Below are 26,549 nucleotides of genomic sequence, written 5' to 3'. Positions count from 1 at the left end.
CCTTCGATAGAGATGAATGGGCAAGAGATGGATCAGTAGATCGACGGATGTTTGCAATGACAGTTCAGACGTGTCTTCGCGATTTTTTATCCCGCGACGACTTCCTCCAGCTTGCGCTGCGAAGACTGCATCGACTCATGTCGACCTTTGTGTCCGTGCGTTGCATTCCCCGGCCTGATCTTGAACCAGATGGAATACATCGCCGGCAGGAACACCAAGGTCAAAATCGTTCCGGCAAAGGTGCCGCCGATCAGCGTGTAGGCGAGGGTTCCCCAGAACACCGAATGCGTTAGCGGAATGAAGGCGAGGATCGCCGCCAAGGCAGTAAGGATCACCGGCCGCGCACGTTGCACGGTGGCCTCGACCACCGCATGGAACGGATCCAGTCCTGCTTCTTGGTTGTGCTTGATCTGCCCGATCAGGATCAGCGTGTTGCGCATCAGGATGCCCGACAACGCAATCAAACCGACCAGCGCATTGATGCCGAACGGTTGCCGGAACACGATCAAGGTGGGCACCACACCGATCAAACCCAGCGGGCTGGTCAGGAACACCATCACCATCGCGGAGATGGAGCGCACCTGGAAGATGATGATCAGCAAAGTAGCTGCCAACATGATCGGGAACAGCGGCAACATGGCTGTCGTTGCCTTGGCTGATTCTTCGATGGAGCCGGCCTGTTCGATGCGATAGCCACTGGGCAGTTTGGCGATGATCGGCTGCAGTTGCTTGGTGACCGCGGTCGATACGTCCGGCGGCTGCAGATTGTCGGCAATATCGCCGCGCACCGTGATGGTTGGCACGCGATCGCGCCGGCGCATGATCGGCTCCTCCATGCGCACGTCGACCTTGCCCACCTGCGACAGCGGAATGCGCTGCCCGTTGGCGCCAGCCAGTGTAAAGTCGCCGATCTTGGCCGGATCAAGCCGAACGTCGCCGGCCGAACGCGCCATTACCTGCACCGTGCGAATATCTTCACGCACGGTAGTAATCGGTACCCCGCTCAGCAAAAACTGTAATTGCTGCGCCACCGCGCTGGAGGTGAGCCCCACGGCCTGCAATCGATCCTGCTGCAACGTGAAGTGCAAGGTAGGCGTGCGCGTGCCCCAGTCGTTGTTGACCGTGCGCATCATCGGGCTGGCAGTCATCACCTGCTGCACTTCCGCCGCGATCTTGCGCAACTCGTCCGGATCGGGACCGGCGATGCGATAAGCCACCGGGAACGGTGAATACGGGCCGAAGACAAGTTGCGTGACGCGCACACGCGCTTCGGAGGCGAGGCCATCGGCCACGGCCTGACGCAAGCGTTGCTTCAGCGCATCGCGCTCTTCCTCGTTGTCGGTGCGGATCACGATCTTGGCAAAGGATGGATCAGGCAGCTCCGGTCCCATGGCGAGATAAAAACGCGGCGCGCCTTGGCCGATGTAGGCGGTGACGATCTTGGCTTCTTTCTGTTTGGCGAGCCACGCTTCCACCTTCGCCGAGGCGGCGCTGGTCTGGTCGATCGAAGTGCCATAGGGCATCTGCACTTCGACCAGCACTTCGGGGCGGTCGGAGATGGGAAAGAACTGCTTCTTCACCACCGCCATGCCGAGGATGGCCAGCACAAACAGACCCACAACGGAACAGGCCACCAGCCATTTGCGTGCAATGACGCGGCCAAGCAGTTGACGGAAACGGTTGTAGCGCGGCGTGTCGTAGATCGCGTCGTGGCCGCCTTCGACCTTTTTGAAATCGGGCAACATCTTCACGCCCAGATACGGTGTAAACACCACCGCCACCACCCACGATGCTACCAGCGCAATGCCGACGATCCAGAACATGTTGCTGGTGTATTCGCCGGCGGTGGATCGCGCGAAGCCATTGGGCATGAAGCCGACAGCTGTCACCAGCGTGCCCGCCAGCATGGGCGCGGCGGTGTGGCTCCACGCATAAGCAGAAGCGGCCATGCGGCTGTAGCCCTCTTCCATCTTCACCACCATCATTTCGATGGCGATGATGGCGTCGTCCACCAGCAGGCCCAACGCCAGAATCAGTGAACCCAAGGTGATGCGATCGAAATTCTTGCCGGTGGCGGCCATCACCACGAACACCACGGCCAGCGTCAACGGTACGGCTGCGGCCACCACCAAGCCCACGCGCCAACCCATGCTGATGAAGCACACCACCATCACCACCAGCAGCGCGACGAAGAACTTCAGCATGAACTCATCGACCGCCGAACTGATATTGACGGCCTGGTCGGTGACCTTGGTCAGGCTCATACCCAACGGCAGTTCGGCGTTGATCGCGCCGACCTCATGATCCAGCGCCTTGCCCAGATCCAGTCCGTTCCAGCCATCGCGCATGACGATGCCCAGCAACAACGCAGGTTCGCCGTCGTTGCGGATCATGAAGGTGGCTGGATCTTCATAACCACGCTTGACGGTGGCGATGTCGGACAGCTTCAGTGTGCGGCCGTGCGCCACCACCGGCGTGTCCCGAATCTTCTGCAGCGAATCGAAAGCTCCGTCCAGGCGGATGAATACCTCCGGGCCCTTCGTCTGCACGGAGCCGGCCGGCGTCAGCGCGTTCTGGCTGTTGAGCGCGACGAATACATCCTGCGGGCTCACTCCCAGCGTGGCGAGGCGGTCATGCGAGAACTCGACATAAATCCGTTCCGACTGCTCGCCGATGATATTGACCTTCTTCACGCCCGGCACATGCAACAACCGTTGGCGCAGCGTTTCCGCATCGCGCACCAGCAAGCGCTGCGGTTCGCCCCTGGCCTTGAGTGCGAACAGCGCAAAGGTGACATCCGCATATTCGTCGTTGACCAGCGGCCCGATCACGCCGGGCGGAAGATTGTTGATTTCGTCCCCGGTTTTCTTTCGCGCCTGATAAAACTCTTCCTGTACTTCCGACGGCGGCGTGCTGTCGAGCAAGGTCAACGTGGTGAAGGCCAAACCAGGTCGTGTGTAGGTTTCGGTGCGGTCGTACCAGCGCAATTCCTGCATGCGCTTTTCGATTTTTTCGGCGACCTGATCCTGCATTTCCTGCGCGGTGGCGCCGGGCCACACGGTGATGATGGTCATCACCTTGACCGTGAAGGCAGGATCTTCCGCACGACCCAGCTTGAAGAATGAAACAAGCCCCGCCAGCGAGATCAGAAAGATCAGGAACAAGGTGATGGAGCGCTCGCGCACCGCGAGCGCAGAGAGATTGAAGCGACCTTCGCTCACGGGCTGGCTCCTTCACGTGCCATCGCGACGTCTTGGCTTGCCACGCGCACTTGCTCACCGTCGTGCAGCAGATGCGCGCCAAGCGCTACGACTCGATCGCCTTGCTTGAGTTGGCCGGTGACGCGTGCACTGTCGTCATCCATGTGCTGGACAACGACTGGCTGCCAGGACACCGTGGCCGGTTCGCCGTTGATGACCCACACACCAGATCCCTTGCCCGCGTCGAACAACGCGCCCATCGGCACCTGCAAGCCACCTTGCACATAGCCGCGTCCATCGGGAAGCTGGATCGTGACCGTGCTGCCCAACGGAGCGTTGACCAACGCGCCACCCAGCACATACCGCGCTTCAAACGTGCGGGTCAGTGGATCGGCGGCATCCGAGAGCTGTCGCAACGTGGCCGGCACGCTCTCGCCCTCCTTGCCGAACAACGCCGCTTGCGCGATGGAACCGATCGCGGGGCGCAGCGTTTCCGGCAGCTGCACCACCGCCTCGCGCGGCCCGGCGTGCGCCAGACGCACCACGGTCTGTCCCGCGCTGACGACCTGGCCCGGTTCGGCCAGCGTTTCCATCACCACGCCATCGCCATCGGCTACCAGCTCCGCATAGCCGCTGGCGTTGTTGGCCACGCTGGCATCGGCTTCGGCGGCGCTCAATTGCGCCTTGGCGGCATCCGCCGCGGCCTTGATCTGGTCATACGTGGAGGCGGAGATCGCACCGGTACCGCGCAAGTCGCGGTAGCGCGCCTCATCGTCCGCCGTCTGTTTGGCGCGCGCGCGTGCGGCCATGACCGCTTCCTGCCGCGCCTGTGCAGCGAGCTTCAGGTCGACCGGATCGATGCGCATCAGCGGTTGGCCGCGCTTAACGCTCTGCCCCGCATCCACCAGCCGTTGCAACACCTTGCCGGAAACACGAAAGCCCAGATCGCTCTGCACTCGGGCAGCGACGATGCCGGTAAACGACCGTGTGGCGGGCGTCGCGCCCTGGACCACGGCGGCGCGCACCAGCGGCGCCTCGGTGCGCGGATCGGTGGGCGCCTTTCCACCGCAAGCAACGAGCGCAAAAGGCAGTGCCAAGACGACGGCGGAGGTAGCAAGACGAAGCCGGAACATGAGAAGCCCCACGGGCGAAGTGACCTGGGCTTCATTCTGCTATCTAGTGACTAAATTAGTCAATAGTCACCACGCGTCACACATCAGGGCGACAGGCTGCGCAACACCAAGCTGGACAGTTGCCCCGGGGCCTCGTCGGTGTAGTCGAAGCTGTGCTGCAGCAGCAGCGGATTGAAATAGGGGCGCATGACCAGGTAGATCGCCGCCGCGGTTTCATCCAGCGGCGTCTTGCGCTCGAAATCCCCGCTCTGCCGACCTTCCTGCAGGATCTCCTTGAGCAGCGCCTGCACACGTTCCTCGTAGGCCACCACCGCCGACCAACGTTCCGCGACCGCCGATGCGGCAATCTCGTAAAGCTTGCGATCGCGGAACAACAGCCGGAGGGTGGCTTCGGTGAACCCCTTGAACATTCGCCGGAGCTTTTCCGAAGGCAGATCGGCCTCCGCCATGGCGGCCTTCACTTCGGTTTCGATCTCTTGCAGGCAGTTGGCGCAGATCATTTCGCCAATGGCCTGCTTGGACTCGAAGAACTTGTAGATGTATGCCTTTGAAAACCCGATCGCCTTAGCCAGATCGGAAACAGTGGTCTTCTCGTAGCCATACCGGCTGAAGTGCTCGGTGGCGGCGACGACGATTTGATCCCGCACCTCGTGGTCGACCGGACCACGGGTGGACTGGGGAGTGGTGGCTGCTTTTTTCATGGGTGGGAGCTTACCCCTCGCCTTGGGAATGGACAACTAGTGACTATTTGGTAATATAGTCACAACCATTGTCGGAGCGAACCCATGTCGCCCAAACACATCCTTGTCGCGCTGTTCGCTACCGGCCTCCTCGCGGGCTGCGCGGTCGGCCCCGATTACGTCCGGCCCGACATCGCCATGCCGGAGCATTTCCAGGGCCAAGCCGAGGTTGATCAGCGGTACGCGACAACCAGCGCCGACCTTGCCACATGGTGGACGGGCTTCGGCGATCCGCAATTGACCCGGTACGTAACGCTTGCGTTGGAACAAAACCTGGATCTCGCGCAGGCATCCGCGCGCGTTGCCCAGGCACGTGCAGGTCTGGGCGCCGCCAATGCGGCGTTGCTGCCTGCCGGCAACATCAGTGGTCAGGCGGCCAGGGTCTATCAGTCGGTCCAAACGCCGCTGGGCCAGGTCTTGAATGCCACACCCGGGTTCGATCGCTACGGCAATGACTATGAGGTCAACTTCAATGCCAGCTGGGAATTGGACGCGTTCGGTGGCTTGCGTCGCGGACGGCAAGCGGCGCTAGCGGATTACCAGGCATCCGAAGCGGGCGTCGTCGCCACGCGCTTGGCGGTGGCCGCGCAAACCGCCGACATCTACATCACCATTCGCGGACTGCAAGCGCGGCTAAACGTGGCGCGCAAGCAAGTACGCACGCAGCAGGACCTGCTCGCCACCATCAAACTTCTGTACGGCAAGGGATTGGCGGCTGAACTCCAAGTGCGACAGGCTGAAGGGGCGCTTGCGCAGGTACAAGCATCCGTCCCGGTGCTTGAAGCGGGCCTGGACGCTGCCATGAATGCATTGGATGTGATGCTGGGCTCGCAACCCGGCACGCATCGCGCGGAGCTGATGGAAGCTGGTGACATTCCGGTCGCCCCGCAAATCGCCACTACTGAAACGCCCGGCGAACTGCTCAGGCGCCGGCCAGACCTGATCGTGGCTGAGCGTCGCCTCGCCGCATCGAACGCACGCATCGGTGTCGCCATCGCCGAGTACTACCCCAAACTCTCGTTGAGTGGATTGATCGGCAGTGCGACCTCGGTGGCGGGCGGGAATCTGTTCACCGGCGGCGCCAATCAAGCGGCTGGCGTGTTGGGCTTGCGCTGGCGACTGTTCGATTTCGGTCGCATCAATGCGCAGATCCAGCAGGCCAAGGGACAGCAAGCCGAGATGTTAGCTGCGTATCGGCTTGCGGCACTGCACGCAACCGAAGATGTCGAAAACGCCTTTTCAACACTGGTCAAACGCGAAGAAGAAGCGGCCGTGCTCACCCAGGGTGTAGATTCGCTCGGCCGCGCAAGAGCAGCCTCGTTTGCGGCCTATCAAAAAGGCGTGGTCAGCTTGATCGAAGTGCTCCAGGCGGACGAAAGTCTATTGCGTGCGTCCGACGAGCGAGCGCAGGCGCAAACGGAGTCGACACGCGCGGCAGTTGCTGCATTCAAGGCACTGGGCGGCGGGTGGCAACCTGACGGAGCCCAAGCGGTCGCCATCAAATAGTAGCCGCTGCTGCATGTCACGCATACGCTTGAGTCGGGCGGAAAGTCGAGAGCAGACCCGTCGGCGTTTGATCGCAGCTGCGACCACGATCATTGCCAAGAAGGGCCTGGCCGCAACGAGCGTAGAGAACATCGCTGCAAAGGCCGGCTTCACTCGCGGCGCTTTTTATTCGAACTTCAGCAGCAAGGCCGATCTGTTCGTTGAACTGCTTCGTGTTGAGCATCGACTCACTCAAGAAAATTTACGGAATCTTGTAGACACATCCGAGTCCAGCGAAAGCCTTCAAACCCAGCTCGTATCATTGTGTGAGCAGTGCTATCGCGACAGCAGCAACTACATCCTCTGGGCGGAGGCACATCTGCATGCCATGCGCGATACGAAATTCCGGCAGCGATTGAACGCCTTGACGCTGGAGAAGCGCGACGTCATCACCTGCTTCATCACGCAGTTCTGCGAACGCATAAACATCCAATTACCGATGGATCCGAATGTGCTTGCGCTAACCATGATGACGCTCATTGATGGCGTGCTGTACCTCAACATGAGCATGCCCAATGACATCCGTGATGAGGCGATTCGCGCTGCGCTTGGCATGCTTTTCAAATCGACGTTCTTGGACAACGACGACACCACCATCAACGAAACAAGTTGAGGGGGATAGCGCCCTTTAACGTCGCGCCGTCAGTTATTCTACGGGGTCCCAATAAAAGACGTACCCTGACGCTGATTCGCTTCAGAATACGTCTCTTATCAAACCGGGTAACTCAGCAATCAGGCTTGGACCAATTCTGCCCAATCAGTCGATCGAGATTGCAATACGCTTCTGGCTGCCGTTCCTTTGCGAGCGTGCGCAGAATGATGGTGTCTTCGTAGAGCGAGACCGCAATATCCTTCAGCGTTTCCTTGAGCATTCTTTCATCGAGTTCGCGCAACAAAATTCCCGCGCCGATGAACTCGTAAAAATTCAAAATATAGGTGAGCCCCTTGAGCGAAGCATGCTTTTCGTCAACTTGTTGCTTCGCCGCTTCCAACTCTTCCACAAGCTTAGGAATGGCGTCTTCACGGCTACGCTGCTTATCCGTCTCGAACTTGGTATCAAGTTCTTGCTTTCTTTCCTTCACACCAGACTTTAAATATAACTTGGCGTCTTCCTCACTGACTTTTGTGCCGCTCGGATAGAACTTGGCACGCTCAGCTATTTGCTTTTGAAATTCCGAGCTAAGACGCGATTGCATGAGGATATTGAAGGTGTGGGTCCGCCTTGTCGCTTTGGCTGAGCTTTGTTGCTGAACGACCCAGCCGATTCCGACCATTCCCGCTGCACAGATGGCGGCGAGAAGTGCAGTGGCTGGAGCAACCGAGTTGTCCTGAGTTAGTGCCAAAGCACTGATAACCAAAAAGACGAACAGATCAAAGATGCCGAAACCGATAAGGACAACGAGTGGAACCTCGTTGAGTTCCCGCGTCAGGTTGATAATCGGCCCCACCGTAGCGAGTACGAATAAAAACCATCCGCTGTACCAAAACAAACCGTAATGCACCATGTAAAAGTCATGCAGACTTCCGGCCCCCGCCGATCCCAGTCGGCAGATCACTCCAAGTGTGAATACCGCCAAGAACGCAATAAATAGAATCCAACTCAATGGATCTGCCGACTTCGCCGCCGGCGCAATGACATGGCGCCACGCCAAAGCAACGACATTGTCTTTCTTCTGCTCCATTTCCCCCTCCTGGACGTTGCAGACAAGACAAGGCCCCCTTTCGGGGGCCTTGTCGCTAATTCATCAATGGTCTTGCTGGAAGTAGGGCTGTTTAACCGTCACCCACGCCTGTATTTAATTTCATGATGCTCTCCTTTACCCCCTGGTTAACGAACGGACAGTACGCAACTACTCTCCAACGACTTACGCTTACTTTGGCCGCGAATATAGATGAAGGTTGCATTCTTAGCTATCACGTCCGCGTGAATTTTGCGGTTCTATGCCTTTCGTAACTGTTTCGGCCAACTACGTAACAAATTTACATTGAATTTTACGAGCCTCGGCTTAACATATTGATAAATTAGCTAACCCATTGTTTTTCAATGACATAATGGAAAGAACGGAGGCCCTCGACTTCGGTTAAGTGCCTCTGATACCAGATATGGGGGTTCCGAGGCCCATTTCTACGCTGAGGGAGGCCCTCCTGGCGCCAAAGGGGAAGTTGGCCTCCATTCGATCCCTCGTTGGTGGCTGGGTTCACCGGCATCGAGTCCACATCGCGGTCACCATTCAGCGTATGGGGCTTGCCCATCCAAGTCGCCCCCTCATTCAGGAAAAGCACCGAATTTGAACCCGACCACGGCACTCATTAAACGGCACACCACATAGCATCAATTGCTTGGGCGACATGCCAGCTGTCATGAGCGACCCATTGAACGTCCGTGACGGACGTCCGCCGTTTGATCCTGAAAAGCGCTCAGAGCAAATTCCCAAGACGAGGCAGTGCAAATTCGACGAACAGTTTCACAGCGAGCGTATTTCCCTCGAAGGTTGGGCAGCAGCGCGTAGAGCTGCCCTGCATGGGCCGCCCACGTACTCTCGGTAGCGAACAGTTCAATCAGTTCTCCGGACGCCAGCGCCTGCCGGCACAGATAGCGCGGCAAACACGCGGCACCAAGACCATCACGCGCAGCCGCTTCCAACACGAGCAAATTGCCACTAATCAGACGAGGCTCGTAGACCAGCAAGTACTCACCCTCTTCACGATGGGTGAAGTGAATGGATTTCTTACTGCGTTCTTGGGGACTTCGATCGTTTCTTTCATGGGCTCACTCCTTTAGGCACCACCCTCCTTGGCGTCGTACTTTTTGTTAATGGGGAAGACCCAATCCTTGTATGGAGATTTCTTTGAGCGATACAAACGCAACAATTTCTCGATATTTTCTCGGTATCCATACGCGACAATGAAGGGGTGAACGACCACTTCAGCTTGGATCTTGGCCACCCAATAACCAACATCTTGCATATCAGCCACCAAAAACAGTTTCCTGTCTAGCGCACTAGCAACGAGGCAAAGCCATGAAAGAAACGAATCCATAGATGTTCTATAGATTTGAATTCTCGGGTCATCGTCCATTTCCCCGACCTGCAGGTCCGGCCGCAAGGCCCTCGCAAATACCCTTCGATCATGGTTAATGAAATTAGCACCATCAGTCATGTAGGGCCGAAGACTTTCCGGCAAGAGTAGCTTGCCTCCGTTCCAATCGAGGCAGCGTCCAGCAAATACTAGCTCGGCGTTGCTGTTGAAGTCCTTTAGATATGTATTGGCGAGCTCAGCTCGCTTCCAGCATACGGCCTTCCAGCTATTGAACAGGGCTACGCCACCCCCTACGAGGCCAACGAAAGCTCCGACGTAGGCTATCGCAGTAGCAGCTTCACTTGGCATTTTTCTCCACCATTAATGAGTATGTTGCCTAGCTTAAGTCACGCGTCTGGTTTATTAGTTCAGCCAAGCTTGAATGATTGAATGGACTCCTCCCGCGTCGCCACGCGGCTTCGATGAGCCAGACTGAGTCGTTACCGTTCAGTCGACGGGATCACGAGAGGAGTCCGCCATGCATGCTACGACTGTCGCTATTGATCTGGCAAAGGACGTGTTCGAGCTGGCGTTTGCCGACGCCGAGCACCGTATTGTGGAGCGCAAGCGCCTGACGCGCCGCACCTTCGCCCATGCGCTGGATAACCGCGGACCGCTGCGGGTGGTGATGGAGGCCTGCAGCAGCGCCCACTACTGGGCGCGCCGATTTACCGGACAGGGGCACACGGTATGCCTTCTCCCTGCTCGCGACGTGCGTCCGTACGTGCGGCGCAACAAGACGGACCGCACGGATGTGGCTGGGATACTCGAGGCGGATCGTTGCGCACAGATCAATCCTGTACCGATCAAGTCGCCCGAGCAGCAGGGCATCCAAGCACTGCATCGGATTCGCGAACGACTGAAAGCACAGCACACCTCTACGATCAATCTGTTGCGTGGCGTGTTGCGTGAATTCGGTCTGGTCATCCCGCTGGGTGCAAGCAAGGTGCGCCCTACGGTGCTGACGTTCCTCGAAGACGGCGATAACGATTTGCCGATGGCCTTGCGCCATACGCTGGGTAACTTGCTGGATCGCCTGGCGAACTTACACACGGACATGACCGCGATCGAACAACAGTTGGAGGCGTTTGCCCAACGCGATCCGACCAGCCAGCGCTATCAGAGTGTGCCGGGCATCGGTCTGCTGACTGCCACCGCGTTATGCGCCAGCGTGGGTCCGCTGGATCGGTTCCGCAGTGGCCGCCACTTCGCTGCGTGGCTGGGCCTGACGCCTCGCGAACATTCTTCCGGCGCGCAGCGACACCTGGGTGCCATGAGCAAACGCGGCGACGGCTATCTGCGTTTGCTGTTGATCCATGGCGCACGCGCCGCCTTGCGTGCCGCGCAGGTGCGGCAGCGAAAGGATCAACCGCTCAACCATCTACAGGCGTGGGCGCTGGCCTTGCAGGCGCGGCAGGGTCACAACAAAGCGGCCGTCGCCATGGCCAACAAAATGGCCCGCCGCATGTGGGCGATGGAACATCATCACGCTGCATTCGATAGCGATTACTGCAGCGTACGACCACTCCAGACCCGCGAAGACATATACATGACCGACTAAACCTTCTCATCCCCGAGTTGCCACAGCGATCTATGTCATGGCGAATGCGTCGGTCCCGAATCGAACCAAGCCGATAACTCTTCTGGCCTGCGAGGCCGCTTCGAACGATTGGCTTTCGATTCGCGGATTCCATGATGGCCCGAACGCGATGCGTTCACCCCAAGGCCGAATACACGACTGCAACCGATCCATTCACCCGACATCAACCGCCACAGCAAATCGGGCTAGTTGCATGAGGAGTCCATACATGATTTGTTAGGCTCATCGCATCAAAAAGGACATTAACCCGGCTGAATTGGAACAGGTGGTGCAAGACGCTCACGTATCTCTTCATACACTGCAATCCCAGAATCGACAGCCACTTCGAGGGAGACGCAGATCGCAAAGCGAACGCCACCTTGCCAGCTCCCTGCATCCCGTGCGCAATTGACCTTGCAGGCGAATGCATCGCCTTCCACGAAGACCACCGCATCAGCCCCCTCGAACACTTCGTGCTGAACCGTGCCTCGCAGAGCGGCTTTGTCACTAACACTATTAGTTCGGTTGACTCTTAGCTCCGCACCAACGCCCGAAGCCCACAGCTTCGCTCGACGATATGCTTGATGCGTAGGATGAGTCGGTGTCAACCATGCGAGCGTGACTGTAACCCGACGCCAGACAACTCGACCTGCAAGGCTCGTTGGAAGTGGCGCAGAAAACTCCATGGCTTTATCAGCGGCCAGCGTTCCCACACCAAGTAAGGTGGCACGCTGCTGAGTGCAACCGATAGCACGTTCAATGTTAGCCGGCCCATATCCGAGCCATGTCGTCAGAAAGTCCTTTTGAGCGTGATGTCGAGTGATTCCATTAGGAATCGCTGCCAGGTCTGGACGAGGGCGCAACAGATTATCGGACAACTCTCCCCATGAGGCGCCATGCACGAGCAACGCCTTGAGCACGACTGCATCATATTCATGCCCCGGAGCATTCGGCTCCTGCGCACGAAGTTCTTCAAGCATGTCGTATGCTTGCGCAGCCGCTCGCGTGGCGAGAGCCGCAGCGTTGCTCGTTCCCCGTGTATAGGTGCTGAGATTCAGATCTCCGCCGCCATCTGGGGAAATGGCCACCTTGTGGCCAGGCGCGTACCCAGCATCGAGCACTCGCAAGATAGTGACATCGGGCTGCCCCACGAGCTGCTCTTGATAAAGGCAACGACCTCCTGACATTAGGATGTCCGGCTTCACAGCCCTTCGATACCCGAGCCCCACACGTGAAATCGGACTGATGCCGCCATATTCAAAAAGATCGAATCGATTCTGCGGTACGTTTGGATTGGACGCATCCATATGCAATGCCCCCACCGTCAGAGCATTCATGGACTCGGCCGGTGCCATCAAGCGTCTAGAAATGCCGTCCTGCACGAGGGCCGACAAAGCCATCGCCGTTCGCTCGGGTGGCGACATGTTGACCAGCGAATCACGCGGTGTTGCCAACGTTACATCAGAAGGATCATTGCCGGCGCTGACGATGAAGAGCACGGAGTACTGATACGACAGCCAGTCGATTAGGCGGGCCCATGGCGACATTTCATTCGCAAAGATGCGGTGAGGATCTCCGAGCGATAGGTTGATTATCTTGACCGTAGGAGCGACCGGGCCAGTGTTACCCTCTCCTTCGAACATCCGCCGGACGGCGCGATGCATGAGGTCTATAAGCAGCACGTCATTGGGCGTGCTTTCCCTTCTGCGGCGATGGTACCCATCGTCCGGATCTGGGCGCATGACGGGGCGAACGTAAAGTCGTCGATGAAGGGTTGGACCCGCTTCGTCCAAATCCCCGTGCAAAATCAGTGATGCCATGGCCGTGCCATGAACGCGATCTTTTGCCTCGTAACCCGCCTCCCAACCATCCGGGTCGTCGATAGTCAGACGTCCCGCCAACAGTGCATGATTGGCCATCGGAAGTCCGTCGAGCAGGCCCACGATCGGCGGCGCATCGGACGCAGCGGCGTGTGCCTGGCCTTGAACCACGTGTTCTTCCCGAGCGCTTTCGGTAACCGATTGTCCCCGGGGCCGGAAAAACATGATGCGATCGGATAGCAGTAGCTGCGGCACGCCACCCTCCAAGATGGCGCGCACTGCCTCGATCGGTAAATCGACCAAAAGTCCGTGGTAAGCGATTCCATCGATTACCGCGTGACTGATAACGTCGCCACCCTGCTGTTCAATCAGGGTCGCAATTTCCGCTCGTGCGGCGTCGTTCCTAGCGGCGGATGCGTGATACCAAATCTCGATCTCGAACCGGATAATTGGTTTACCGCTCTCGATTTCACTTAGCCAGTAATCTCGAATATCCACGCCTACGCGATCTTCTGTGCTCCAAGGGCGTATAGCACGGAGATGAGAGAACAAATGCTTAAATGGCGCGAGACCTGTATCAAAAGGCGCGGCCGGATTACGTTGATAGCGATCCCAAAGAGCAAGTAGCTGATTGAGTGCTTGTTGATTCGTCCCAAGCAGGTAAAGGCGGCCAGTTAGAAGCTTGTCTTGTCTGTCCTGTTCATGAAAATCATCGTCCGGAGAAATCCGATCCTGGGCAAATTCATACAGCCATTCCAGTCCTTGGATGCCTGCCACTGCCCTGGCAAAGTGTTGGATTGTCCCTACGACTTCAAGGACGAGTACTAACTCAGGATTTTCAAGCGGCCCAGCGTCTTGTAGCTGCAATCGGCGGGCCTCGAAGGCACCTTGAAGAACGGCCAACTGAGGAGCAATGCGCTCACGCTGACGAGCGATATCGGGGACATGGATCCGTCCACCACCTCCTCCCATGTTATTTCGTTCGCCCCTGGCACGAACGGGAAAAATTAGAAGGGGTAGCTGTCCTTCAGGCATCCTTATCCCCTAAGACATTCAATGGATTGTTACATCGTAAATCGAACCTGCCATTGTTTTAGACGCTCAGCAACGATCTTCTTCAGATCGGCGCCTGGCAACGCCAATACGTAGCGCCGCTGAATATCTTCGCAAAATTGTTCGAGGTCCGAAAAACTGGTGGCGGGCAACTTTGCAGCCAACGTTTTAGGCGCAACCCCCAACGGTGCCTTGAGTTTTTTTTGCAACTCAACAAACCAGACTTCTTTCTGGGCCTCAGTCGGCGCTGGCATGTCCAAACGCAGCTGGAAACGGCGCCAAACGGCCCGATCGAGTAACTCGGCGTGATTGGTGGCAGTGACGACAACAACATGGCTAGGCAGAGCGTCGATCTGCAAAAGAAGCGAACTCACAACGCGCTTGATTTCGCCCGTTTCATGCGTATCACCACGCTCCTTGCCGAGCGTATCGAATTCATCGAAGAACAATACACATTGATGCGTACGTACAAAATCGAATAAGCGCTTCAAGCGGCTGCTCGTTTCCCCTAGGAAGCTGCCGATGACGGCTTCATAGCGGACTACAAATAAGGGCGCCATTAGCTCTGACGCCAATGCCTCGGCCAATGATGTTTTGCCGTTGCCCGGCGGCCCGGAAAGAAGCACGCGATGCCGAGGCTCCAATCCATAGGACCGGAGCAGATCGCTTCTTTGCTGCTCCTCAACAAGCTCGCGGCATGCGGTTCGGACGCTGTTGTTAAGGAGCAAGGCATCAAGCGTGCGCCGCGGCTCAATCTCAAAGAGGAGCCCGCCGTGACCGCCATCATAAGAACGCACCACTTCAGGAGCGCGCGGGCGTGGCTTGTCACCCCCGAGATTTTGAACGAGGCGGTCAGCCAGCTGATGATGATGTTTGGCACGTTCCTCGGCAGCCATAGCTTCCACCGTGGTACGGAGTAACCGCTGGTCGCCTTCGCTGCCAGCTTTAACCAAGTTAACTAAAAGGTCTGCTCGCGACATGATCGTTGTCCGGGACTGAGGAATATTCGCCTAGCTCTGCCGTCCTGTCTACGAAGGGTCGAACTATCGAAGGAGCTTTTAGGCCGTACGAGGCGCAAGGGCTGCGATCGCGTATCAATCATATCATTTTAATGATATGATTGATATATATGGAACAGCTGCCTAGATTGAGTTTTTGTCTTACTGACCAGGAAATAAAAGCCATCGAGAACGCAAGGCAGCGACTCGGTCGCCAGGGTGTGCTCCGTAATCGCAGCGAGGTAATCCGAGCAGCGATCGCTCAGCTAGAGCATCTGAGCGATGACGACCTCTTAGCAGCATCGAACCGGCCGACCTACCTCAAACCTGGTCGCAAAGCGACAAAAGCAAAATGAAACGCAATGGCGCCAGCGGCACACAGGCCGGGGATCGAAGGGCCTTTCTTTTGTCGAAGTCCGATGCTTCCCACCGCCGCTCGCGCGGGCGAGTCCGATAGCGCCACCTCGCTTCTTGCAGCTATCACAACGAATTTAGTCCCCCCATCAGGTCGTCACAAAGATTTCACAAGCACGCATAGCTCCTTGCTGCAGCCGGCACAAGCTTTCTTTCTCAAAAAAGCAGATAGCTATTGCTATGATTGTGATTGCTAAGCCCAGTTGCCTTGATGAATTAGGTTAACCTGCTCAACCCATCCTGTTAGCAGTACAAGGAGATGGCTACCGGGCTCATAAGCGTCCGCTATTGGTTCATGTCATTACATGACATGCGTGGTGCAGACATCATGAATAGGGGGATTTTATGGGCTATACAGTTGAGATCAATATTTACGCCGATCAGACGCAGCCACCATCGCTGATCCTATCGGGAATTCCTTGGTACGCAGGGATGACTGCGCTCCAGGCAATGATAATCGGCGAAGCGCTTAACACGAAAAATTTTGCTTTCCGGGTGGAATATCGATCGATCTATGGGGCACAGATCGACAGCATTGACGGATTATCCGATGGTGATCAGCCAAACCACTACTGGTTACTCTTTGTGGATGGTAAAGAATCTTTAGTCGGCGCCAGCGAAGCAATAATCAAAGAAGACCCTAGCAAGCGGTCGTCATTAGTCGAATGGAAATACACCGATATGAGCGCTCAGGCAGCCGTCTCTCTGCCGCTCAAAACCAGGCCGCTCTAATCGACATATAGAGGACGGATGTATGGCCGCACCGCAGGATTACGCTTCGGCAGGTGCCGAAAGATTGGTTGAGTTTCTTGATGGACTTCAAGTCGATCGCTATTGGCTAAAAGGCCATCACATCGTCTGGGAGACTGGTCAACAAAATGCTCCTCCAGATGTTGGTCGTGCGCACTATACGCATTGCAGCACTTTCGTCGCAGCGGCCTGTTTGCGACTTGGCATCTACGTTCTGCGACCTCCATTTCACGACGAATTATTGCTTGCCAGCGCTCAAGATCATTGGTTAAGAGGTTATCAACGCTATCAGGGTGAAGCAGCGAGCGCGGCGGGATGGCTGCGTATTGGGCGAAGCGGCGACGTAGGCGTTATTAAGTTGGCGCAGGAAGCCACCAACAAGGGTAAATTGGTTTTAGCATCCTACGCTCAACGCCCTGCCATTGATGACAAAACAGGCCAACCGATAGCGTTGCCCGGTCACATAGCGATCTTGCGACCTTTGGTTCAACGAGATAGCCCTCCAAACAGACACGATCCATTGACCAGTGCCGCCAAACGAGAGCCGCACGTTTGCGCGGCCGGACATGTGAACAGCCCTGACCTTCTTATCAGTCAATCGTTTCAGGACCATACCGATGCGTGGCCGAACAACATAGACTTTTACGCTCACAGTACGCCTCTTGAGCATGATCTCAAGTGACTTGAATCGAGTACAGACTTCTCATCAATGACAACAGGGTGGCACTGCTGGCCGTCTTCGGTCGAGCTGATCGGCCCATGGTGGCACCACTCGGCATCGTCATCACCAATCCCGTCGCGGTGGTAGAGAGCACCGTGACCACGGTGCAATTGAAACTCACTGTATCGCTGGCCGCGTTAGGCTGCGTCAGCCAACCCTGTCGCTAAGCGACAGAAACATCACGTGACCGTGTCGCTAGCCGACAAAAAACACTTAACCCCGTCGCCGACCGACACATCCCGTAGGGGTATTAGTAAATTAATTTATTGTTTTCAATAATTTATGCGAAGCGACAAAATTTGCTGATCCCGACAACCGCCCATGTGTCCATACCCCCATAGTTTGTGCACCCCTCACAAACTATGGGAACACCCCTCACTTACAAACTATGGGATTCTTTTTTTCCAAATAAATCCATCAAGATCAATTTCTTATTTTATTTTTCAGCACAGCCAATGAATGTAATTCCACGGCTTTCATTTATTGACCCTTTAGCCGAAGTCTCGACCAGACTTTGCGCGAATCGTCTGCTTGGGGTTGGAGGCAGACATTCGCCAGTACCTTCCTTCGGCTATTTCTCCAAAGCGTTCACCAAGATCAATCGCCCCAAGCTCTTCGCGTATGAGCCAGCATTGCTGCCAAGTGCGGATTTTCTGGAGGCAAAGCTTGCCGACAAAGTTCGATTTGAGCGGTTCGACGAGAATGGACACACACTGTTTTTTGATGATCCAGTGACGTTCAATCGCATGATTGACGACTTCATACAAAGCTTACCGAAACAATGAGCTCCAACTCACGCATGCAGTCAGCGCCACCTCTCGCGCTGGCTGCATGCGTCCACGTTGTTGGAGTGAGGTTCAATAACGCTTCGAAAGCGCTCGTTAACGCACGAATTGGCCGCTGGGTCCGGATTTCTTCAAAAGTCGATTGACAGCGTCCGCTGCGGGGAAATTGGATTCCAGGCAATTAGGCGCGGCCTGTGCAATCGATTCACCCGCGCTTTGCTCCACAGGGGTTGCTAGAAAGGCGTGCATCTCGCCCTGGTGCGGCCCGCTGCATACGATTGCCATGCCTCCGATTTGTCCGCGGTTGTTGATCTTGGCGGCGAAGGTCGCGAACAGGTTGGAACTGGCAGGGAACAGCGTGTTGAGGTCGGTCATTACGCCGCTCTGCCAGATGAAGGCATGAGACCAGTAGAAGTTGGCGTTCCACTCACCTCCCACTACCTGGCCCTCGTTGTTGTTGCCGAAAGCTAGGCCCGCGGCATCTCCCGGCAGCAGTCCGAGCACTGTGGTGAGTTTGGTGGTGCCTGTGCCTTTGACAATCTGCCAAATCGCGCCAGTTTGGGTAGTTCCGTCAGCACTACCGACTGTTCCAACAATTTGGCCTTCGTCGTTGATGTTCTCAGCGAAGCCGCCGGTTCCGAGGTCCGCAAGCGCAGACGCAGTGCGGTTTTCCCACAATATGCCGTGAATGGGTCCGCTGCAGTTTCCCGAGTAGCCGACAGCCTGACCACGATTGTTGATCCAAAATGCGAACCCGTCTGGATCATGATCTACCGTAGGCAGAGCGTGGACGTTGCCGTTTTCCCACAACACCGGCAATTGAACCCGATTATTGACGGTGCCCGACTGGCATGAGGGGTCCACGGCACCGTTTTCTGCCATTCCAACGATTTGTCCAAGGTTATTAATCGCGCTCGCCTCCCCGTTATTTCCGCCTAGTGTTGGGAGGGCTCTCATATGGAAGGGCTGCCAAAGAAACGGAAGACACGTAAGGTGGGTGCCGAATCCGCAAATGTCTTCGCCGTTCGGGTCTGGGACAGCCGTTTCGGAATCACCCACTACCTGTGCGAAGTCGTTGATCTCGCCAAAGTTCATCCAACTGTTCGGTCCGCCGAGCGTGCCAAGATCGACGTAGTATCCGTCGACGTTTATCAGTGCCCGTCCGTTTAAAGGTACCCCGGATAACGAATCCCCCTGCCCCGGTAGAAAGTTCCCAGCCATGATCTCCGACCAGCCCTCATCGTTGACGGACATGATCATCGAATAATTGTCATTCTTCGGAACGCCCAGATCGGTAACTTGGTAGCTCACTTGAGCGAACGCATTGCCAAAGCAAGTCAGAGCAAAAATCGTAGCGCACGGTATCCAGAGATTGCGCAGCTGCTTGAACATGTTCATATTTTTGCCTCCCACGAAGTTTCAGTCCCAACCCCCAGGTTCCTGACAACGCAGCGTTACACGCGAGCGCCAGCCGGACGGATCTCGCTCATAACAACCAGTACAATGATACAACTGGTTATATTATGCAACTGGTTTTAAAGTCGTAAAATGGGGCTGGAATGTCCATTTAAGTTGGAAGCAGCGTGCGCACGAGTCATAGATCCGAATGCGTCATCAACCAAACAGTCGAAGTGCTTGGCGATCAATGGACTTTGCTCGTCATCCGCGACATCGTTTTCGTTAATCGAAGGCATTTCCGCGAACTCCTGACCCAATCTTTGGAGGGAATCGCATCGAATATCCTTGCCGACCGACTTCGAAAGCTTGTCGAACAAGGGATCATTACCAAGTCCGATGACCCGACCCACAAACAGAAAGCGATTTATAGCCTTACGGAGAAAGGCATCGCACTGGTTCCTCTTCTGTTGGAAATGGCTGCGTGGGGACACGAGTATTTGCCCACTTCTAAGTTGCAGGGCCTGGCTCGCACCTTGAAAGAAGGTGGGGCTGAACTGCGCGCAGAATTTATGAATGAACTTCGAAAAACACATCTTCCGGCATCAGGATGAGCTGCTGAGCTACTGCCGGCTTCACAGACTGGTACGCCTCCGCTTTCGTAGACGGTTATCTTCTTCCCCCTAATCCGCATACGTAGGCAGCGTTTCTTGGCGACGGCTGATTGCACAAACTATGGTGCTAAATCTGGCCAAATTCGCGACTTCGCTCATTCGACAAGTTATTGATCTGAAAGCCCATACACAAACTATGGTTCCGAGCTTTGCGCGTAGTCTGTGTTGATGACGTTCCAAATGCACAAACTATGGGGCGCTAAAACGCACTGACTATGGAGTTCTGTCCACAAATTGGACAAAACTCCATCGTTTGTACCCGACGTACAAATTATGGGGACGGCCTACGTACAAACTTTGGAGCACGCCCAGGCACTCGCACCACTACTATCCTGAAGACTCTCAAGTGGGGGTTTCCCATGGCAAAGCTTGTGTTCGGACTGATGCAGTCCCTGGATGGCTATGTCGACCATCAGAAATTAGGCCCTCCCGGGCCATTGGTCTCTCGCCACTTCTTAGAGCACGTGCGCAACCTCACGGGCATGGTGTACGGACGCCGTACGTACGAGATCATGCGTTATTGGGACGAGGACCAGCCTGGTTGGGACACGGAGGATCACGATTTTGCGGCGATTTGGCGAAGCCAATCGAAGTGGGTCGTGTCGCGCTCGCTGAAATCAGTCGGCGCCAACGCCATCCTTGTTGCCGATGACATCGAGGCGGCGATACGGAAACTGAAAGCCCAGCACTCCGGGGAGATCGATGTCGCCGGCCCGGACCTGGCGCGAAGCCTGACCGACCTTGGTCTTATCGACGAGTATCGACTTTATCTCCGCCCCGTCGTGCTTGGTCACGGCAAGCCATTCTTCACGGGCCCTCGGCCGCCGCTGCGCCTGGTGGCCAGCGATTTAATCGGCGAGGACGTGATCAGATTGACATACGTTCCTGCTTAATGACGCAACGCGCCCGACGGATGACGCCGACGCATCGCGTACCCACCTTCGCCGCAGCAACCGAGCAGCTTCGCTCGTGAAACTAACCAGGGTTGGCAGCCAAACGGTCCGTCCTCGCCAACTCGCCGCCCATTTCCCGCAACACGATGTTGCGCTCCGCATGCGGCGGCGCGACACCTTATGCGGCGCTCCTTAGCGAAGTGCAGCCGCCACCGCCTCGTCAATCTGTAGCGCAAAGCGCTTCTCAACCTCGGGTACCGCGTAGCCAATGGACAGTTCCAGATACGCGTCGCCTAGCACCAGATTAATGAATGTCGCTGCCCGCAATGCGGCCGTCGATTCGTCAAATCGCTTTCGCAGAATGTTTGCAGCGAAGGCGCGCACGACCTTTGCACCATTTTCGTAAAACACCTGGCCGAGTTCCGGAAGACGCTCGGCCTCAGCAACGATGGCCCGGTAAAGCCGCAGGACATCCGGCGCGATAAGGATTTGCGCCAACAACGATCCCAACGCGCGCAATTCGACTTCGGGTGAGCCATCGGATTGCGCGTCTTGAGGGGCGGCAAGAAGCTCGCCCACCTGAGCGCACATCAAGGTCACCAGACCAACGAAGAGCGCCTCCTTCGACTTGAAGTGGCGGTAGACCGTCTGTTTGCCGACGCCGGCGGCTGCGGCGACATCGTCCATCTTCGCCAGAGCAAAACTCTGGCGTAAGAAAACGGTTTTCGCGCCGCCGAGGATGGCAGCCCGCTTGCGGCGTTGCAGAGGGCTCAGGCCGGGGAGAGAGGAAGCGTCCATAAGGGGTAATTAACAGATCGTCGCGCAGTTGACAAGACTGACCAGTCTCGTTTACGGTTACCTAAACGAGACTCATTGGTCTCGTTTTTGATCCTTCAACTTCGCGAGCAATCGTCGGGAGAACGCTTTGAAACTATTCATTACAGGTGGTACGGGCTACATCGGGCAAGCCGTCGCGCGCAAGGCTATCAGCCTCGGCCATCAGGTGACGGTGCTGGTGCGCCAGGACGGGTCGGCGGCCGCCAGCGAGCTGGCACGTCTCGGTGTGAAACTGCATTCCGGCGATCTGCGTGAGCCACAGTCTTTCGCTGCGACGGCCGGTGCCGCTGATGGCGTGGTGCACACCGCGTCGACTGCGGACGCTTCCGCCGCTGCGGCCGATGAGGCTGCGGTTGTAGCGATGCTTTCGCATTTGCGGCCGGGCGCGGCGTTCGTCTATACGTCGGGCACCTGGGTCTATGGCAATACGGAGGGGGAGCCCGCGACGGAAGCGTCAGCGCTGAATCCGACACCACTCATCGCCTGGCGGCCAGCCGTGGAGCAGCATGTGCTGGCGTTAGCAGCAAGCCGTTCAATAGCTGCAGTGGTCCTCAGGCCGGCGATGGTGCACGGCTACGGCGGCGGCGTCTTCGGCATGCTTGCCGGCATGGCTCGTCAGACCGGCAGTGTGCGGATTGTCGGCGATGGTCGCAACCACTGGCCCGCCGTTCACGTCGATGATCTCGCGGCGACTTACCTGAGCGCGGTGGAGCGGGCAGTAAGCGGGGACGTTCTAGTTACAGGACAGATCTTCAACGTAGTCGCGGAAGATGCCGTTGCCGTTGCCGAAATGGGTGAAGCGATTCGGGCCTCGATCGGCGCCGATCGCGTCGAACCTTGGCCGCTCGACGACGCTCGCCAATCGCTTGGACCGTTCGCTGACGCACTGGCGCTCGACCAGACAGTAAGCGGCCAGCATGCCCGGCGAGTGCTTGCGTGGGAACCCCACGGCCCCGGCCTGATTGCGGACCTCTCTGCACAAAACCACTTTCAGCACATCAGCGGAGCATGACGATGGCGTGGAACAGTGCGTCGTTCGAATCGATTCTCGCGATAGTCGTAGCGGTTCTGTTCGCGGTTGCCGGAGCGGTCAATCTCGCAAGACGCGGCGCGCCGAAGCGAGACTTCGCACGCTGGGGTTATCCGGCATGGTTTCAGTTGCTCTGTGGCGCGCTCGAGCTGCTCAGTGCGGCACTTCTTCTTGGACAACAAACCAGAGTCTTGGGCTTAACGCTAGCCGGCGCGATCATGATCGGCGCGCTTGTCACGTTGCTACGTAATCGGGAGCCGTTCGCGCATCTTGCTCCGGCGCTAATCTTCTCGGCTCTTATTGTGGTTACTGTGGTGGTCCGCTTTTTGTAGCGATGACTGGCCTTGGGTGGTGGACTGTCCAACATTTGCCTGAGTGGTGCGCGCGCCTGGGCGACTAACCAAGCCGGTCGATTTCGACAACAGGCCGATTTGCAAGCGCAACCCAGGCGGATAGGCAAGCAAGCTTCTGCTCTTTCCGCCAAGGTTTCCCTGCGGGCGCACCCAACGCTTTCAGTCGGGCATCCAACTCCGCCGAAGATACGCCGAGTGTCTTGGTGGCGAGTTCGGGAAGTGACTTCTCGTCCTGTTCGACCATCGCGACACCACATTGACCAGCTGCGAACCGAAGCGCTTCGCGTACGGCCAGATTTTCGGCAACCGGTATGTGCTCCGCCCAGGCAAGACTGTATTCGAGGAGATCGGTAATCCAGCCGGCGCGATTGACGAGCAATGCGGCGACAGCCGGCTTGCGTCCCGCTGCATCAAGTCGATGGATGATGGCTTGCAGGCCGTGCGTCGCCAGCTGATTCTGACGCCTGCGCCCCTCTGCCACGATGGCCGCGGCTTCAGGCGCAGCCCTTCCTGACGGTTCGCGCGACGTTTCGGCGGCCAGCCGATAAGGTTCAAAGGAAAGCCGGTCGCCCTGGGTATACGTTTCCAGAACCGTAGAGAGGACGACGCAAGGCTCCCCCTCCACAACGGCGACACCAATGACCACGGCGCCACCTTTGAACGCGCGTAACCCGAGTCCAGCCATGAGCGGTGAGCGAATCTTGGGTTGAGGCATCACTACCTCCTTTGGCCCAGTTAAGAAGGGGACTTGAAAAGCCTGTAAAGCCAGGGGTCTTCAAGGTCCACTTCTGGTTGCGGATTCAACCGATAGACAAACAATCTTGACGATTTCCGTCCTAACTATCGTTTCCACGTGTGGCCTGGGCAGACATCGCAGATCAACCGAGTAAATGATCATGTCGTGCCGTCACCACCTCGGCAAAACACCCTTTTCGGGTTACTCACTCCATCGAGAATAGTTGCTCTTGAACAACAGCAAAGCAGCGAGAGCAATCATCGTCACGAACGTGGGTGCAAGCAGCAAATCGGAGTCGTACTGTGGCAACGCGACAGCGACAATGTTTTTGACAATAAAACTTGTTCCAGCCAGCAGGAGCAATGCACCAAGCCACTTAGGGAAGTAAGCCGATCGATAGAACAAATATCCTCGCAGGGCCGTCGCAACACCGTAGAACACCATGAACACGGTTCCGCCATAGCCATACAACGTCAGCGCCGAATAAATGAATAGTGAGCTTTCGTCGGGGGTAAAGTGTTTTTGAACAGTTTCGTCAAGAACGGGGACCGAGGCCATGAAGTAAAAAAGTTCGCTCGTGGCGAACGTGGCGGTAGAAACGATCCCAAAGAATGCCGCCAACAGCGACAACGTGGAGCTCACCGGTCGCAGGAGTACGTAGAAAATCCAGGTCAGCGTTACGTCACACAGTGCCTCGATCAAGTAAACCAAGAAGCTGAGCCGAAAGAGCTGGGCTGACGCGGCAACATTTCTGGCGGTTGCAATCGGATCGGAGGCGACAAGCAATTTGCCAGGAACATAAACCTCAGCAAAGCCGCCAGCAAAAATCGAAATCGTGACAAGAACACCCGCGACAGCAGCAAGACGGCGCACCTGTTTCGCATTCATCGGATCGACTCCCCACCCGCGCAGCGCTAGTCGAAGACGTGATTAGATTGACGTACGTTCCTGCTTAATTACGCGATGCGTCCGATGGACAAAGCCGACGCATCAGGTCCGGATTGTGTCGAAATCGGATATTGCGCTTGTTCGCCCTTGCTTGAAACCGCGCCCATTCTGGCCACCCCAGGCCTGGCCGTCGAAGGCCAGACCCAATAAAGCGAACCAAGACTCTGACGGCGGTATTGAGCCCTGCGCCGAGCTTGATCACCCAGCTAGTGATTTGCCGGTGTTAGCCGCCAATTGCGCGGCAAACGCGCGCTGGTAGGCTGGCCGTGCTTCGGCGCGGGCTACATACGCCGCGAGGTTCGGAAATTCGTCCAGGATGCCCGATGGCCTCGTTCTAAGCAGCACCGACACCATCAACAAGTCGCCCGCGCTGAAGGCACCATCCAACCAGTCGGCGTCGCCAAGGCGGGTGGAAAGCTGGCCCAGGCGCTGGCGGATGCGGTCCGCAACCAGTGGTAGGCGCTCCTTGCTCCACGGCTTGTCGCCCTCTTGGAACTTGACGATGACGAGTTCCAGGACGCTGGGCTCAACGGAGTTGAGGGCCGCAAACATCCATGCGATCGCGCGCGCGCGGGCATGGGCATCCTTCGGCAACAGGCCCGTATGTTGCTCGGCGATATGGAAGACGATCGCACCGGTTTCGAATAAGGCCAGATCGCCCTCTTCATACGTTGGAATCTGACCAAAAGGATGAAGGCATAGATGAGCGGGCTCCTTCATCGCCTGGAACGACACATACCGAACGTCGTACGGCTGACCCACCTCTTCCAGCGCCCAACGAACGCGTGTATCGCGCGCAAGCCCCTTGCCGCCGTCGGGCGACCGTTCAAAAGCGGTAATGGTGATACTCATCGTGACGTTCCTCCTGGCAAAAATTAAGAGCGGCAACGTTGGCAGGCCGTCAAGACGAGTTCACTGCAATGGCAGGCACCCTTCCTGATTAAGCCCGATTCGTCACCCTACATAGGAACGACGGATGGGATTTTCGGAAATCGACATCGCCCACACAATTTTTCGACGGATGAGGCCTAGGGCGCGAACGGCCGGCTTGGGAAGTGGACAGTTCGAGAACTAGACGCATGTCGTTCTACGTTTACATACTCTCCGGACTCATACGTTTAGTGACGTGACCAGTGGCATCCAGGAATTCCAGGCTCGAATGTCCATCGGCGGTAACCCGTAGAACGATTCGCTTTCGACCATTGGCATCCATAAGGGAAAGCATGGAATCGCCATCTGCGGCTCGGCCTACCCAAACGCGTCGGTTGTTGTCACTGACCGCCATGCCAGCGAACTGATCGGTCTTATCGTCGACGCCGGCGATCTGAACGATTTGGTTGGCGCCATATTTGTCAAACGACAAGCTACCGCCTGAGTCGACCACGTTTCCGCTGCTGTCCTTGCGTCCACCGAAAATCAAACCGCCGTTTTCAGAGCCCTCATCGTTGTAAAAGAGCATGCCGGCCTGCGGGCGATCGCTTGGCGGCGGCTCTTTGCCTTTTACGATCACGCCAGGCAAACGGGTCTTGTCGGAAATGATCATACGCAATGTGCCATCCGGCTCTACGACATTGATGCGATGGACCGTGATTTCATCGAATGTCGTTTGCCGTGGTGCTGCAGCCCCCGTCAAGAACAATATCGTCAGCAGGCCATTTGCGATGAGCGATACGGCGATAAGCGACTTGGTCATAAATGAAGTCATCGGAGAAATCGTCCATTGAGGTGAATGCGACAAAAGGAGCAGAGTGCTTTCTCAACTAGAAAACAGTCTTTCGCTCTTTCCAGTCCCAACAAAGCTCGCTATAGGTCGGAAGCGGACCTAAATGCTACGCACCCACTTTAGCGTGGATCAATCAGCGTCTTT

Annotated in this window: 25 protein-coding genes; 12 read left to right on the top strand and 13 right to left on the bottom strand. The window is 56.8% G+C overall.

The window, feature by feature from the left end; all coding sequences use genetic code 11:
- Nucleotides 1–86: 86 nt before the first annotated feature.
- The 3 genes from QQJ86_RS04570 to QQJ86_RS04560 form a co-directional block, all read right to left on the bottom strand.
- Entirely contained in the window at nt 87–3,221 is a 3,135-nt protein-coding gene (locus QQJ86_RS04570; protein WP_284319736.1) for an efflux RND transporter permease subunit, read from the bottom strand.
- Entirely contained in the window at nt 3,218–4,333 is a 1,116-nt protein-coding gene (locus QQJ86_RS04565; protein WP_284319735.1) for an efflux RND transporter periplasmic adaptor subunit, read from the bottom strand. The genes QQJ86_RS04570 and QQJ86_RS04565 overlap by 4 nt, the downstream gene beginning before the upstream one ends.
- An 83-nt stretch (nt 4,334–4,416) precedes the next feature.
- Complete coding sequence (locus QQJ86_RS04560) at nt 4,417–5,034, bottom strand: TetR/AcrR family transcriptional regulator (RefSeq protein WP_284319734.1); 618 nt, start codon at nt 5,032–5,034, stop codon at nt 4,417–4,419.
- Between the two features lie 84 nt (nt 5,035–5,118).
- Between QQJ86_RS04560 and QQJ86_RS04555 the strand changes: the two genes are divergently transcribed.
- Both QQJ86_RS04555 and QQJ86_RS04550 read left to right on the top strand, forming a co-directional pair.
- The gene (locus QQJ86_RS04555) at nt 5,119–6,579 is read left to right on the top strand and encodes an efflux transporter outer membrane subunit (RefSeq protein ID WP_284319733.1); all 1,461 of its coding nucleotides are present in this window, start codon (nt 5,119–5,121) and stop codon (nt 6,577–6,579) included.
- 13 nt (nt 6,580–6,592) lie between these two features.
- The gene (locus QQJ86_RS04550) at nt 6,593–7,231 is read left to right on the top strand and encodes a TetR/AcrR family transcriptional regulator (protein WP_284319732.1); all 639 of its coding nucleotides are present in this window, start codon (nt 6,593–6,595) and stop codon (nt 7,229–7,231) included.
- 112 nt (nt 7,232–7,343) lie between these two features.
- On the opposite strand, the gene QQJ86_RS04545 is transcribed toward QQJ86_RS04550, so the two are convergent.
- The gene (locus QQJ86_RS04545) at nt 7,344–8,300 is read right to left on the bottom strand and encodes a DUF4760 domain-containing protein (RefSeq protein WP_284319731.1); all 957 of its coding nucleotides are present in this window, start codon (nt 8,298–8,300) and stop codon (nt 7,344–7,346) included.
- A gap of 839 nt (nt 8,301–9,139) precedes the next feature.
- On the opposite strand from QQJ86_RS04545, the gene QQJ86_RS04540 reads away from it, so the two are divergent.
- Complete coding sequence (locus QQJ86_RS04540; RefSeq protein WP_284319730.1) at nt 9,140–9,400, top strand: hypothetical protein; 261 nt, start codon at nt 9,140–9,142, stop codon at nt 9,398–9,400.
- On the opposite strand, the gene QQJ86_RS04535 is transcribed toward QQJ86_RS04540, so the two are convergent.
- On the bottom strand, nt 9,397–10,005 hold the full coding sequence (locus tag QQJ86_RS04535; RefSeq protein ID WP_284319729.1) for a hypothetical protein: 609 nt from the start codon (nt 10,003–10,005) through the stop codon (nt 9,397–9,399). The genes QQJ86_RS04540 and QQJ86_RS04535 overlap by 4 nt on opposite strands.
- 169 nt (nt 10,006–10,174) lie before the next feature.
- On the opposite strand from QQJ86_RS04535, the gene QQJ86_RS04530 reads away from it, so the two are divergent.
- Complete coding sequence (locus tag QQJ86_RS04530) at nt 10,175–11,257, top strand: IS110 family RNA-guided transposase (RefSeq protein WP_284319728.1); 1,083 nt, start codon at nt 10,175–10,177, stop codon at nt 11,255–11,257.
- Nucleotides 11,258–11,538: 281 nt separating this feature from the next.
- Here the strand turns inward: QQJ86_RS04530 and QQJ86_RS04525 are convergent, their stop codons facing one another.
- Nucleotides 11,539–14,130 carry a S8 family peptidase gene (locus tag QQJ86_RS04525; RefSeq protein WP_284319727.1) on the bottom strand — a complete coding sequence of 864 codons (2,592 nt, stop codon included), beginning with the start codon at nt 14,128–14,130 and terminating at the stop codon, nt 11,539–11,541.
- A 29-nt stretch (nt 14,131–14,159) separates the two neighbouring features.
- The gene (locus QQJ86_RS04520; protein WP_284319726.1) at nt 14,160–15,128 is read right to left on the bottom strand and encodes an AAA family ATPase; all 969 of its coding nucleotides are present in this window, start codon (nt 15,126–15,128) and stop codon (nt 14,160–14,162) included.
- Between the two features lie 777 nt (nt 15,129–15,905).
- Here QQJ86_RS04520 and QQJ86_RS04515 point away from each other — a divergent pair.
- The 4 genes from QQJ86_RS04515 to QQJ86_RS04500 all read left to right on the top strand — a co-directional run bounded on the left by QQJ86_RS04515 (nt 15,906) and on the right by QQJ86_RS04500 (nt 17,816).
- Complete coding sequence (locus QQJ86_RS04515; protein ID WP_284319725.1) at nt 15,906–16,292, top strand: DUF4430 domain-containing protein; 387 nt, start codon at nt 15,906–15,908, stop codon at nt 16,290–16,292.
- A 22-nt stretch (nt 16,293–16,314) separates the two neighbouring features.
- Nucleotides 16,315–16,992 (top strand): hypothetical protein, encoded by a 678-nt coding sequence (locus QQJ86_RS04510; RefSeq protein WP_284319724.1) that lies wholly within the window; start codon nt 16,315–16,317, stop codon nt 16,990–16,992.
- A 77-nt stretch (nt 16,993–17,069) separates the two neighbouring features.
- On the top strand, nt 17,070–17,198 hold the full coding sequence (locus QQJ86_RS04505; protein WP_284319723.1) for a hypothetical protein: 129 nt from the start codon (nt 17,070–17,072) through the stop codon (nt 17,196–17,198).
- Between the two features lie 195 nt (nt 17,199–17,393).
- Complete coding sequence (locus QQJ86_RS04500) at nt 17,394–17,816, top strand: alpha/beta fold hydrolase (protein WP_284319722.1); 423 nt, start codon at nt 17,394–17,396, stop codon at nt 17,814–17,816.
- Between the two features lie 96 nt (nt 17,817–17,912).
- On the opposite strand, the gene QQJ86_RS04495 is transcribed toward QQJ86_RS04500, so the two are convergent.
- On the bottom strand, nt 17,913–19,214 hold the full coding sequence (locus QQJ86_RS04495; protein ID WP_284319721.1) for a hypothetical protein: 1,302 nt from the start codon (nt 19,212–19,214) through the stop codon (nt 17,913–17,915).
- 185 nt (nt 19,215–19,399) lie between these two features.
- On the opposite strand from QQJ86_RS04495, the gene QQJ86_RS04490 reads away from it, so the two are divergent.
- Both QQJ86_RS04490 and QQJ86_RS04485 read left to right on the top strand, forming a co-directional pair.
- A complete protein-coding gene (locus QQJ86_RS04490; RefSeq protein WP_284319720.1) occupies nt 19,400–19,825 on the top strand; it encodes a winged helix-turn-helix transcriptional regulator in 426 nt (141 codons plus the stop codon).
- 419 nt (nt 19,826–20,244) lie between these two features.
- Nucleotides 20,245–20,778, top strand: coding sequence for a dihydrofolate reductase family protein (locus QQJ86_RS04485; protein WP_284319719.1), 534 nt, complete (start codon nt 20,245–20,247; stop codon nt 20,776–20,778).
- Nucleotides 20,779–20,970: 192 nt separating this feature from the next.
- On the opposite strand, the gene QQJ86_RS04480 is transcribed toward QQJ86_RS04485, so the two are convergent.
- Nucleotides 20,971–21,576: a TetR/AcrR family transcriptional regulator gene (locus QQJ86_RS04480; protein WP_284319718.1), complete on the bottom strand. Its 606-nt coding sequence runs from the start codon at nt 21,574–21,576 to the stop codon at nt 20,971–20,973.
- A gap of 127 nt (nt 21,577–21,703) precedes the next feature.
- On the opposite strand from QQJ86_RS04480, the gene QQJ86_RS04475 reads away from it, so the two are divergent.
- Complete coding sequence (locus tag QQJ86_RS04475) at nt 21,704–22,627, top strand: NAD-dependent epimerase/dehydratase family protein (protein WP_284319717.1); 924 nt, start codon at nt 21,704–21,706, stop codon at nt 22,625–22,627.
- A gap of 2 nt (nt 22,628–22,629) precedes the next feature.
- Nucleotides 22,630–22,977, top strand: coding sequence for a DoxX family protein (locus QQJ86_RS04470; protein WP_284319716.1), 348 nt, complete (start codon nt 22,630–22,632; stop codon nt 22,975–22,977).
- A 64-nt stretch (nt 22,978–23,041) separates the two neighbouring features.
- On the opposite strand, the gene QQJ86_RS04465 is transcribed toward QQJ86_RS04470, so the two are convergent.
- From QQJ86_RS04465 to QQJ86_RS04450, 4 genes are all read right to left on the bottom strand, one after another.
- Nucleotides 23,042–23,713: a hypothetical protein gene (locus QQJ86_RS04465; protein WP_284319715.1), complete on the bottom strand. Its 672-nt coding sequence runs from the start codon at nt 23,711–23,713 to the stop codon at nt 23,042–23,044.
- 222 nt (nt 23,714–23,935) lie between these two features.
- Nucleotides 23,936–24,622, bottom strand: coding sequence for a DUF4386 domain-containing protein (locus QQJ86_RS04460; protein ID WP_284319714.1), 687 nt, complete (start codon nt 24,620–24,622; stop codon nt 23,936–23,938).
- Nucleotides 24,623–24,880: 258 nt separating this feature from the next.
- The gene (locus QQJ86_RS04455; RefSeq protein ID WP_284319713.1) at nt 24,881–25,534 is read right to left on the bottom strand and encodes a glutathione S-transferase family protein; all 654 of its coding nucleotides are present in this window, start codon (nt 25,532–25,534) and stop codon (nt 24,881–24,883) included.
- A 241-nt stretch (nt 25,535–25,775) separates the two neighbouring features.
- Nucleotides 25,776–26,420, bottom strand: coding sequence for a hypothetical protein (locus tag QQJ86_RS04450; protein WP_284319712.1), 645 nt, complete (start codon nt 26,418–26,420; stop codon nt 25,776–25,778).
- Between the last annotated feature and the right edge of the window lie 129 nt (nt 26,421–26,549).

This window comes from Dyella acidisoli, from assembly GCF_030160295.1.
In the GTDB taxonomy this organism is placed as follows: Bacteria; Pseudomonadota; Gammaproteobacteria; order Xanthomonadales; family Rhodanobacteraceae; genus Dyella_B; species Dyella_B acidisoli.
The sequence above is the reverse complement of the archived record's forward strand: the minus strand, read 5'-3'. Positions and strand labels throughout refer to the sequence as shown.